Genomic DNA, 12,451 nt, shown 5'->3' on the forward strand with positions numbered 1-12,451 from the left:
CGACCAGGGCCAGAGTGGCCGTGGCGAGGAGTGCGATGAATGCGAGCATGGGCACCATCCTAGCACGGTGCCACAATTCAGCCATGCAATCTGAAGCCGCTTTCACCGCCCGTGTCCGCATCCAGCAACAGCCTTTTGATGTGGCGCAGGAGATTGCCGCCCTGCAGGCGGGTGACCCGCGCGTGGGCGCGGTGTGCAGCTTTGTAGGCACGGTGCGTGACCGCAATGCGCCAGGCGCAGGGGGCTCGGTGCAGACGATGGAGCTGGAGCACTATCCGGGCATGACCGAGAAGGCCATCGAGGCCATGGTGGATACGGCCTTTGCCCGCTTTGATATTCTGGGCGCCCGTGTGGTGCACCGCGTGGGCCTGCTACGGCCCACCGATGGGGTGGTGCTGGTGGTGGTGACCTCGGCACACCGCGGCCAGAGCTTTCAGGCCTGCGAGTTTTTGATGGATTACCTCAAGACGCAGGCGCCGTTCTGGAAGAAAGAACAGACCCCCGAGGGCGCGCACTGGGTGGACGCCCGCGTCAGCGACGACGACGCGCTGGCCCGCTGGGGCATAGAGGTGCGCAACGCCTGAGCGCCATGCGTCAAAAAGCGTAGCAGCCGACCCCTGAAAACAGGCCAAATCCAGCCCTCTGACCCTACAATGCGCCCAGGCTGGCGTGTTGGGGCGTTGTCCGTGTTGGCCAGTTTTATCTCTCATTCGACAAGGGCGGACATGGATCTCCGGCTACGTGGGCTGCGTTGGGGTATTGCGGTAGTCGCCACGCTGTGGAGTGTCTGCGTTTGGAGCGCTGCGCTGCCAGTGGACTACCGCTGCGATGGCCTCTCCGCCGAACAGATCATCCAGACGTCCAACAATGGCTGGACCACTAGCGACGAGGGCAAAGTCCCAGTCGACCCCCAAGACCATTCCTGCTGGATCCGCATTGCCAGCCTGCCGCAGGGACACGCGCTGGAAGCGGTGAACCGGTTGTCGTTTGCCGACCTGAATGTGCAGCGTGTCAACATCACCCTGTTTGACGCCCATGGCAAGCCGCTTGGGCAGGCCTTGCGTCTGGGCCAAAGCAGCGGCGTGCTGGTCACCGGCCTGCGCGCCATCTTCACGCCCGATGTTACGGCGGCCTTCCCCTTGTATGCCCGCTTTGAACCCGCTGCCGGCGCCTTGGCCTACCCCGGGCTGGCGCGCACGCTGCTGGTGGAGTCCGTGGTGCCCGAAGATAGCCTGCGGGACGAGCAGGGCGTGGACCTGCTGAACCACAGCGGCGCGGTGTTTCTATTCACCACTGCTCTGGTGGCGCTGTTCTTTGGCATCACCCTGCGTGACGCGAACTACGCCATCTACGCGCTCTACGCGACGCTGCAGTCCATCACCATCTTCACCAAGAGCGGACTGCCGTTTGTGCTGAATGTGAGTTCTTCCCTGTGGCTCAACGCCTGGATATTTAATTACCTCGTGGGGGTACTCTCAGTCTTGCTCAGCGTGCGCTTTGGCCGTTTTGCCAAGCACAGCCCGCGCACCACCAAGGTGGCCTATGGCGTGGCCGTGATGTTCGCCGCCATGATTCCCATGCACTACTTGCTGCCAGGGCTGGCGAATGTACTGATCTACGCGCTGGTGCCCTTGCACTTTCTGGTGCTGCTAACCGCTAACTGGCGCGGCTGGCGTGGGGGCGAACGGGGCTGCGGCATTTTGTTGCTGGGCTTAACCCCGATTGCGGCCTACTGGATGACCTTTTTGCTTTACAGCGTGCTGCTGCGCGAACCCATGCCCACCGAGCTGGCGTTGGGCTCCACCTTTGACTTTGTGCGCACGCTGTTACTGCCTATCGCGTTTTGCTATGGCATTGCCGAACGCACGCTGCGCCTGCAGCGCGAGACCGCGCGCATGGCTCGTTTTGACCCGCTCACCGGCCTGTTGAATCGCGAGGGCATACGCCAGTACGGCCAGCTGATGATTGACGAGGGTCATGTGCCTTGCGTGCTGATGCTCAATGTGGAGCGCTTTCACGCCATCAACGAAACCCTGGGCCCCACGCTGGGTGACCGCATCTTGCAGGAGGCGGGCAAGCGCCTCTTGGCGGTGTGCAAAACCCATTCCAGGGCCCGCGTGGGCCGCATGCATGCCGACCAGTTCTGCCTGATCTACCCCAGCCAGCTTACGCTGGTCTCGGTGCGAGAGGAGATCGAATACGAATTCAACCACCCCGCCGAGGTGGAAGGCCAGGCGGTGGACATTGCGCTGGCGGCGGGCGCCGCGCTGGTGCTGGCCAGCCAGCCGTCCATGGCGCAGCTGTTGCGCAATGCCGAGATCGCGCTGGACGCCGGCCGGGCCCAGCACAAGAACTGGATGGAGTACCGGGCCGACCTCGAGACCAGCCAGCGCGCCGATTTGGACTTGCTGTCCGAACTCAAGCGCGCGGTGGAGGCTGGTGAGCTGCGCCTGTACCTGCAGCCCAAAGTACGGCTGGAAGACGGTGCCGTACAAAGCGCGGAAGCCCTGGTGCGTTGGGAGCACCCGCGCCGTGGTCTGATACCGCCCGGTGAATTTGTTCCCTTTGCCGAAAAGACCGGGCGCATCACGCTGCTCACGCGCTGGGTATTGGAGGAGGCCATGCGCATGGTGGCCAACTACCGCGCCCAGGGCCGGCCGTTGCAAATTTCAGTCAACCTTTCGACGTTTGATCTGGGCGAAGTGGGGTTTGCCGCGCGGGTAGCGGCGCTGGCGCGTGATACAGGGGCCGACCCCGTCGACATTCGCCTTGAAATCACCGAGAGCGGTGCGATGCAAGACCCCGCAGCGGCGCTGGACGTCATGAATGCCCTGACCAGTGCCGGCTTCAGTCTGTCGATTGATGATTTTGGAACCGGCTATTCCTCGCTGGCCTACCTGCAAAAAATGCCGGTGGCCGAACTCAAGATTGACCGTGCCTTTGTGCGCAACGTGCGGGCAGGAACGGATGAGGCCTCGTTGCTGGAGTCCACCATCGCTCTGGGCCACCGCCTGGGCCTGAGTGTGGTGGCCGAAGGGGCAGAGAATGCGGAGGAATGGGTGCTGCTGCGCTCCATGGGCTGCGATTACGCCCAGGGCTGGTATGCCGCAAAGCCCATGCCGGTAGAAGACTATGAACGATGGTGCAGGGAAAAGGTCCCTTTTGTGTCATAAGTAAATAACTTCAGGGAGAACGGGCTATGCACTGGCTGTCACACGGTGTTGAGCAATTGATCGCGTCCTGCACGGATGAGGGCTATGCCCCCGACGTGCTGGTGGTGGGGTCGGGCTATGGCGGTTCGGTGGCCGCGTTGCGGTTTGCCGAGCGTGGCCAGGGCGTGGCCGTGCTGGAGCGCGGCGCAGAGTATGTGGCGGGAGAATTCCCTACCGACTTTGGCCAGTTCGGCGGCTTTGTCCGTGCCGAGGTGGGGGGCGACCTGGAGCGCCAAAAAGGCCCCGCCGCCATTGGCTATGAAGACGCGCTGTTTGACTTTCGCGTAGGCACCCGTGCCACCGCGCTGGTGGGCAATGGGCTGGGTGGCGGCAGCTTGATCAACGCGGCCGTGGCACTGCGCCCCGATGCGCGCGTGTTCCAGCAGGCCGCTTGGCCTGCGGCCCTGCGCGATGCGCCGCTGGATGCGGACTACGCACTGGCTGCGCAGGTGCTGGAGGTGCAGTCGCCTGATGCGCAAAAGGCCTCGCCCGCCTGCGTGCCGCAGCAAACCCTGAAGTACCAGCGCCTGCAGGACATTGGCCAGGCTGCAGCCAAGCGCTTTGCCAATGCGCGCCTGTCGGTCATCACCGAAGACGTGCCCCTGGTCATCGAATTCCGCAAGGACACGCCGCCGGACCTGGGCCCGCGTGATGCCTGCGTGGGTTGCGGCGACTGCTGCTCGGGCTGCAACCACGATGCCAAGCTTAGTTTGAACAAGACCTACCTGCCACGCGCCGCCAAGCTGGGCGCGCGCATGTTCACCGGCGTGAGCGTGCTGCATGTGCTGCACAGCCCCGATGTGGCCCACCCCGGGCGCGACTGGGTGGTGCACTGCATACGCACCACCGAACGTGCGGCCTGGGAGGCGTCATTTGATGCTCCCGGTGGCGCACTGAACGATCGCTACGAATTTGTGGTGCGCACGGGCACCGTGGTGCTCAGCGCCGGCACATTTGGTTCCAGCGAGATTCTGCTGCGCTCTGAAATCCAGGGACTGGCTGTGGCCAAGACCTGGCTGGGCCGCGGTATTTCGGCCAATGGCGATGACCTGAGTGCGGCCTACGACCTGAAAGACACCGCCAATGCCGTAGGGCAGGGCAGCGGCCCCGCCCTGGCAGAGAAGGTGGGCCCGACCATCAGCGGTGTGATCCGCTTCCATGACCACCTGGACCACACCCAAAGCACAGTGACCGAGGATGGTGGCATTCCGGGCATGTTGTCGCCCGTCGTGGGCCAGGCGCTGGCCACCCTGGGCATCCTGCCCCAGCTGGCGCGCTTTGGCCTGCGTGGCAAGGCCGGGCAAGACCCGCTCACCGTGCGGGCCGATGCGACGGCGCGCAGCCTGGTGATGTTGGGCATGGGCCACGATTCTTCTGCGGGGCGCGCAGAGCTGGCGACTGCGCATGCGCGCGTGCAGTGGTCCTGGGGCAAAGACGCCCAAGACCCTGCGCCGCTGCTGCACCGCAGCCGTGCCAGCAGTGTGGAAGGCGCGGGCGCGGAATTCTTGCCCAACCCCGCTACCGGTGTGCTGCCGGACAAGATTGCCAGTGTGCTCAGCGGCCCCAAGACTGACACCAGCTGGATCACCGTGCACCCGCTAGGCGGCTGCCGCATGGCGGGCTCGGCCGCAGAGGGCGTGGTCAACCACCTGGGCCAGGTCTTCCTGCCCGATGGCCGGGTGCACACCGGCCTGCTGGTGATGGATGGCTCGGTGATCCCCACTTCGCTGGGCGTGAACCCCTTGCTTACCATCACTGCGCTGGCCGAGCGCGCCTGCCGCTTGCTGCTGGTACCTCCGGTGGCAGATCTGAAGCACCATGTACTTCCAACGCATCCACCTCGCCAGCAAACCGTGCATGCCGTGCCGGATGCACCGCATGGCGCGGTGATGGCCGAGGTGTTGCGGGGAGCTTTCGTTCCCACGGCGGGTGCGCCACTGCCCACTTGGCTGCAACCGCAGGGTGGTGCCGAGAGCGTGCCCGCGGCGCTGTTTCTGGAAATGGATGTGCAGGACTGGACCCAGCTCTGGCAAGACCCCACGCACACGCTGCAGGCCGTGCCCGGCACACCGACTGCCAAGCGCCTGACCGCTTCACGTGTGGTGGTGGACCGGACGGACGGGCCGCCCTTGGTGCTGCAGGTCACAGGGGGGCAGGTGCAGATGTTTGCGCAGGCGCAAGAGTGGCTGGGCGCACGCGTCAGCCGGGCTATCCGCGCAGGGCTGACCTATGCCATCGCCCGCTGGATACCCGACGCGGCACACCCCAAAGACCCCAAGCTGGAGCGCCCCGGCCCCGGCTGGTGGACCACGTTGCACGACGGCGCCATGATGCTCTGGAACGCCAGTGCCGCCCGCGTGTTTGACTACCGGCTGGAGTTGCGAGATCCCAGCGATGGTCAGCTGCGCTATCGCCTGGTGGGGTCCAAGTTCATCCAGCCCGCACTGGGCTGGGGCGAGCTGCGGCAGTGGTGTGTACGCACGCTGCGCCATGGTGGCTGGCCCGCCCCGCAGCGGCGCAGTGTGTGGGACCAACTCACCCAGCTGGACGTGCGCCTGCTGCAGGCCAGTGATGGTGCCGAGCTGGCAAGCGGCCGCCTGTGCATGGACATTCCTGAGATGGTGCGGCGCATTGCCCCCCAGATGAAACCTGGCCCGGACACCGTGAATGCACTGGCTGCGTTCATCAGCTACCCGCTCATGGTGCTGCGCTATGTGGTCAGCTGCCGCATGCTGGATTTTCGGCTGCCGGACTACAAACCCGACCTGCCCGCCAAGGACCCGTTGGCGGGCCCGGACGATGGGCATTTCGAACTTTCTGCCGACCTGTATCCGCCCATCCGCTTGGCAGGCGGCCAGGTGGTGCTGCCCCAGGCGCCCGTGTGCCTGACCGTGCCCCTGCGTGCCAGCACGCAGTTGCCGCCCGACGGTGCGCCGCCCAAGGACAGCACCGACTGGATTCGCGTGGGACTGGTGCGCTACGCCCAGCCGCAGGTGGAATCCAGCGTCACCGTCCAGGGGCTGCGCCGCTTCAAGTCCATCGTGCTGCTCAACGGCTTTGCGCAAAACACCTTGCCCTTTGTGGCCGAAGAACTGGGCGAGCGCGCCCTGGCCGCCATGCTCTATGCCCAGGGCTGGGATGTCTGGCTCATGGAATACCGTGTCAGCCCGTTTCTGCATGCGTCCACGCGGCTGTCCAGCATGGACGACATTGGTGCCTGTGACATTCCCGCCGCTGTCAACCATGTGCTGAAGACGCTGCAAGAGGAGCGCAAGGACGAGCCCCTGCTGCCCGGCCAGGTCAGCGTGTTCAGCCACTGTGTGGGCTCGGCGTCCACCGCCATGTCTCTGTTAGGTGGGCACCTGACCCACCCTGGTGGTTTGCCCAAGGTGGCCGCAGTGCTGTTCTCGCAGTTCCAGCCCTATGTGATCGGTTCGGTCACGGCGCAGATGCGGCTGCAGGTGGCCTCGCTCATGGTCAATGCGCTGGGGCTGGAGTTTGTCGAGTTCGCTGCGGGCACGGCCCAGGCCGACGGCCTGCATGCGTTGATGGACCGCTTCTTTGCCAGCTTTTCCTACGACGAGCACGAGCGCTGCCCGGGTGAGCATGACCTGCGCGTGCCGCACCCCGACAGCACCTCGTGCAAACGCATGGCGGGTTTTTTGAGCCGTCTGTTCCGCCACGACCAGCTCATTGAGAGCCAGCCGGGCCGCCCCGGTACGCATGAGAAGCTGGACCTGTACTTTGGTCGTACCAACCTGGGTGTGTTTTTGCACGGCGCCAAGTGCGTGGAGTACGAGCACCTGGTCGATGCCGATGGCCAGAACATTTATGTGACCGATGAAAACGTGCGCCGCTACCTGGGCATGCCGGTGATGCTGCTGCACGGGGCCGACAACGTGCTGTTCGACAAGGAATCGCTGGAAGAAACCAAGCGGCAGTTCAGCCGCGCCTTTGGTGCTGAGCGCCTGGCCACCCAACTGGACCGCTTTCTGGTGGCACCGGACCACGCGCACTTTGACTGCACCATCGGCAAGCGCGCGCCTGAGGTGATCTTTGGTGATGTAGTGGAGTTTTTCAACAACGCCCAGGCCGCCGAGCTGCCTGCGCCCGCCACCCAAAACCGCTTGCGCGCACGCCTGCCGCGCACCGGTCCCCTTGCCGGCTGGGTGCGCCGCGAGGGCGACCAGACCCTGGTGCGCGTATGGATGGAGGTAGACAACAGCCAGGCCGACACCGCCGTGGCTGCCATGACACTGCTGTCGGTGGGCCGCCAGCGTGTGGTGCAAGCCTGGGACTTGCATAGCAGCCCGTTAGAAGGATTGGTAGGCGTGAGCGCGGGTGCGGTGCCTGATCAAAGCATCGTCTATGCAGTGGCCGACATAGCTGTCCCTGCGAATTGGGTGGGCCCCATCACCGTGGCCATGGTCAGCCTTCACAGTATTGCGGCCGATGCCCCCGTGGGCGCCGACGATGCCGTGGCACACCACTGGCCAGAGAGCTGGGGTGACCCGGTGACGGTGGACGAGGTGGTGCAAAACGGCGGGCGCAGCCCGGTACCCACGGCGGACGGACCTTCCCCTGCACCGCGGACCAGCGGCATGCAGCGCGCGGAGCCACGGCCCAGCCTACTGCTGGGGAAGGGCGCGCAGGCCTGCATCAAGCCGCGGCCGTTGGATTTGACCGTGCACGATGCCGTGCTGTTGCTGCGCCCCCTGGCGCATCTGGTGAGCGAGCAACGCGCCATTGCGCTCAAGGCGCAGCCGGGCACGCTGTCACGCCAGCGCCGCAGCCTGCGCTGGATGGGCGAGTGCGTGCTGCGCCTGCGCGGTAGCACCTTGGTGCCGGGCGCAACGCTGCGCTTTGTCGCGTCCACCTGCCGCCACCCCGGCATCACCGAGCTGGAGGCCGCGCGCAGTGACCATACGCTGCAGGCTCTGGCCCTGCAGCAGCGCGCCGAGCCGGCTTCATTCATGTGGATGCTGGGCGATCAGATTTACGCCGATGCCCGTGCCGGGTTGGCGTCCAGCGCATCCCCCATCGAGATGCTGCTGCCGCGCTACCGTGAGGCCTTTGGCTCGCTGGGCTTCCGCCAGTTGGCGCGCAGCCTGCCGTTGTACATGGCGATGGACGACCATGAAATAGGCGACAACTGGAGCCGAGACGAACCCCAGCTCAGCACAGCGCGGGCGGTGTTGTCGCGCAACGCGCTGAGCGCGTTTGCCGCTTTTCAGCGCGCCCACGGGCCCGAGCCGCTGGGCCCACAGGGGCACGACGGTGCGCTGACGCACGAAGTGGCCGCCTTCCTGTCGCTCAACACCCGTATCCACCGCGACCGGGCGCTGGGCCCCCAGGGGCAGCGCCGCATTCTGGAAGAGGGACAGTGGCAGCTGCTGGAGGACTGGTTGCTGGCAGAGCAGGCGCGCGGCGCGCACCCCAAGTTCATTGCCACAGGCTCAGTGTTGGCGCCGGGGCTGGTGCAGGCTTCGGGCAGGCCGTCGCCGCGCGACAGCGACAACTGGCAGCTGGTGGAGCCCGAACGCCGCCGGGTGCTGGACTTCATCGCACAGCACAAGATCAGCAATGTGGTGTTTCTCTCGGGTGATTACCACTGCAGCGCCACGGCCACCATTGCGTTCAGCCACAGCCCGGTCAAGGCCTATGCCCTGGTCACGCCACCGCTGCATGCACCGCTGCGGTTTGCCAATGTGTCGCCCGCTGACGTGATCCCCCATGAAGTGGTGCCGCTCTCTGGCGGCCAGGCCGATATCCACGCCCATGCCTGGAATGGCGACGGCTGGCTGGCCTGCGAAGTGCAGCGCCAGGGGGCAGGGGGCTACCGGTTGACGGCACGCTTCACCACCTTGCGCATGGACGCCGCGGTGCCGGACCATGTCAGCGAGGTCTGGGAGATGGCCTAGCGCCCGGGGTTGATCTGGGTCAACATGAGGGCAATGGCAGGCACCGCTTGGGGGCTACTGTGCGCTGGCGCACTTGAAATGGGGCCGGAAGCCCCCAAGCTGTGAAGCATCTGAAATAACAGTCGCGGGAGCAGCAATGCGAATCGAAAAACTCACCACCAAATTCCAGGAAGCCCTGGGCGAAGCCCAGACGCTGGCCTTGACCAACGACAACGCCTACATCGAGCCGGTGCACGTGCTGGCGGCCATGATCCGTGTGGACGATGGCCCCAAGGCGTTGATGAACCGTGCCGGTGTCAATGTGGCGGGCTTGCTGGCCTCGGCCGAAGCTGCCATCAAGCGCCTGCCGCAAGTGCAAGGTCACGAACAGGTAACCGTGGGCCGCGACATGGTGAGCCTGCTGCAAGCCGCAGAAAAAGAATCCATCAAACGTGGCGACCAGTTCGTCGCGGGCGAACTGTTTTTGCTGGCACTGGCCGACCACAAGGGCGATGCCGGCAACCTGGCCCGCGCCAACGGCCTGACCCGCAAGAGCCTGGAAGCCGCCATCGACGCCGTGCGCGGCGGCCAGAATGTGGACAGCGCCGATGCTGAGGAGCAGCGCGAGTCGCTCAAAAAATACTGCATCGACCTGACCGAGCGCGCCCGCCTGGGCAAGCTGGACCCGGTGATTGGCCGCGACGATGAAATCCGCCGCGCCATCCAGGTGCTGCAGCGCCGCACCAAAAACAACCCCGTGCTGATTGGCGAACCCGGGGTGGGCAAGACCGCCATTGTGGAAGGCCTGGCCCAGCGCATCGTGGACGGCGCCGTGCCCGATTCCCTCAAGGGCAAGCGTGTGCTGAGCCTGGACATGGCCGCGCTTTTGGCCGGTGCCAAGTTCCGCGGCGAGTTTGAAGAGCGCCTGAAGAACGTGCTGAAAGACCTGGCCAAGGACGAGGGCCAGACCATCGTCTTCATCGACGAGCTGCACACAATGGTGGGCGCTGGCAAGGGCGAGGGCGCCATGGATGCTGGCAACATGCTCAAGCCCGCGCTGGCCCGTGGCGAGCTGCACTGCGTGGGCGCCACCACGCTGGACGAATACCGCAAGTACATCGAGAAGGACGCCGCACTGGAGCGTCGTTTCCAGAAAATTCTGGTGGGCGAGCCCACGGTAGAAGCCACCATCGCCATCCTGCGCGGCCTGAAAGAGCGCTATGAGACCCACCACGGCGTGCAGATCACCGACCCCGCCATCGTGGCCGCGGCCGAGCTGAGCCACCGCTACATCACCGACCGCTTCCTACCCGACAAGGCCATCGACCTGATCGATGAAGCCGCCAGCAAAATCAAGATCGAGCTGGATTCCAAGCCCGAGGTCATGGACAAGAAAGACCGCCGCCTGATCCAGCTCCAGATCGAGCGCGAAGCCGTGAAGCGCGAGAAAGACGAAGCCTCGCAAAAGCGCCTGGAGCTGATCAACGGTGAAATCACCGCACTGCAAAAAGAGATTGCTGATCTGGACGAGCTGTGGAAGGCCGAGAAGGCTCAGGCCCAGGGCTCCAAGACCCTCATGCAAGAGGTGGAGAAGGTGCGCTTCCAGATCAAGGAGCTGACCGACAAGGGCGACTTCAATAAGGCCGGCGAGCTGCAATACGGCAAGCTGCCCGAGCTGGAGAAGCGTCTGAAAGACGCACAGGCTCAAGAGTCTGACAAGACCAAAGACGCCAAACATGGTGGCCGCACCCAGCTGCTGCGCACCATGGTGGGCGCCGAAGAAATTGCTGAGGTGGTGAGCCGCGCCACCGGCATCCCCGTCAGCAAGATGCTGCAGGGCGAGCGCGACAAGCTGCTGCAAATGGAAGGCAAGCTGCACGACCGCGTGGTCGGGCAGGACGAAGCCATTGCCGCCGTGGCCAATGCCATCCGCCGCTCACGCTCGGGTCTGAGTGACCCCAACCGCCCCACGGGCTCCTTCCTGTTCCTGGGCCCCACGGGCGTGGGCAAGACCGAGCTGTGCAAGGCGCTGGCGGGTTTCATGTTCGACAGCGAAGAGCACCTGGTTCGCGTCGACATGAGCGAATTCATGGAGAAGCATTCGGTGGCCCGCCTGATTGGCGCCCCCCCGGGTTATGTGGGCTACGAGGAGGGCGGCTACCTGACCGAAGCCGTGCGCCGCAAGCCCTACAGCGTGCTGCTGCTGGACGAGATCGAGAAGGCCCACCCCGACGTGTTCAACGTGCTGTTGCAGGTGCTGGACGATGGCCGCTTGACCGATGGCCAGGGCCGCACCGTGGACTTCAAGAACACCGTGATCGTGATGACCAGCAACATCGGCAGCCAGCTCATCCAGAGCATGGTGGGGCAGGACTATGAGGACGTGAAAGAGGCCGTGACCGGCGAGCTGAAGAATCACTTCCGCCCCGAGTTCCTGAACCGCATTGACGAGACCGTGGTCTTCCATTCGCTGGACGCCGCCAACATTGCGTCCATCGCCAAGATCCAGTTGGCTACGCTGATGGGCCGCCTGGCCAAGATGGACCTGACGCTGAACGTGAGCGATGCGGCCGTGGCCGAGCTGGCCAAGGTGGGCTTCGACCCGGTGTTTGGCGCGCGGCCCCTGAAGCGTGCCATCCAGCAGCGCATCGAGAACCCGCTGTCCAAGCTGCTGCTGGAAGGCAAGTTCGCGCCCAAGGCCACCATCAGCGTGGGCGTGGACCCGATCCAGGCGCCAGGCGAATTTAGCTTCCGCTAAGGGGGTGTTGTGCGGCGGGGTTAGATGCTATTTAGGCCTCTAGCCACCGTGAAATATGCGCGAGCAGCTATAAAATGTATAGCGTATTGATTGTTTTGATGATGTTGAATGATCCGACTAACAGTTAAACTGAAGTAGTTTCAGGCCCGCATATCTGGTGTCTTGGACACATTCAACTTTTGAAGTCATGCTTTGTTTGGTCAGAGCGACGGCGAAGCAAGCCTGCATAAATCGTTTCCGCCAGTTTCACTAAAGGTGCAATCAAATGTTCCTTATGGATGGTCTCGTACTCAGAAACGGTCACTGAAAAGCTGCTGCTGCCTGTCTCGTCTTGGTACTTCTCCACTTTTGGACTAAGCAGAACCATATCAGTGTGAGCTACGAGTTGGTGTCTCAGGTTCACTATTTCCGTGTGAAGTACTTTTAGCTCCTTCGGCACAAGATTGGAGCTGATGCGCAATCCATCTGTACCGTCACTGTATTTACTGGTCAGAAATGGTTTTGCGTAACAAACGACGGCATCTCTGAAGAGTGACCTTGCCCCCGAAAAACGTACTGCTTAGCTGATGGTTAAAAATCAG

At 64.0% G+C, this 12,451-nt stretch carries 5 protein-coding genes; 4 read left to right on the plus strand and 1 reads right to left on the minus strand.

The features are described from left to right. Positions 1-83 precede the first annotated feature (83 nt). The 4 genes from AC1DZ5_RS17375 (at position 84) to clpB (ending at position 11,870) form a co-directional block, all read left to right on the plus strand. A complete protein-coding gene (locus tag AC1DZ5_RS17375; RefSeq protein ID WP_477891307.1) occupies positions 84-584 on the plus strand; it encodes a molybdenum cofactor biosynthesis protein MoaE in 501 nt (166 codons plus the stop codon). Positions 585-725: 141 nt separating this feature from the next. Beyond that, positions 726-3,173: a putative bifunctional diguanylate cyclase/phosphodiesterase gene (locus AC1DZ5_RS17380; RefSeq protein WP_477891309.1), complete on the plus strand. Its 2,448-nt coding sequence runs from the start codon at positions 726-728 to the stop codon at positions 3,171-3,173. A gap of 26 nt (positions 3,174-3,199) precedes the next feature. Continuing rightward, complete coding sequence (locus tag AC1DZ5_RS17385) at positions 3,200-9,133, plus strand: alkaline phosphatase D family protein (RefSeq protein ID WP_477891311.1); 5,934 nt, start codon at positions 3,200-3,202, stop codon at positions 9,131-9,133. 136 nt (positions 9,134-9,269) lie between these two features. Beyond that, a complete protein-coding gene (clpB, locus tag AC1DZ5_RS17390; RefSeq protein WP_477891313.1) occupies positions 9,270-11,870 on the plus strand; it encodes an ATP-dependent chaperone ClpB in 2,601 nt (866 codons plus the stop codon). Between the two features lie 172 nt (positions 11,871-12,042). On the opposite strand, the gene AC1DZ5_RS17395 is transcribed toward clpB, so the two are convergent. Continuing rightward, positions 12,043-12,237 (minus strand): hypothetical protein, encoded by a 195-nt coding sequence (locus tag AC1DZ5_RS17395; protein WP_477891315.1) that lies wholly within the window; start codon positions 12,235-12,237, stop codon positions 12,043-12,045. Positions 12,238-12,451 lie beyond the last annotated feature (214 nt).

The organism is Rhodoferax sp. P1_F3, from assembly GCF_056405715.1.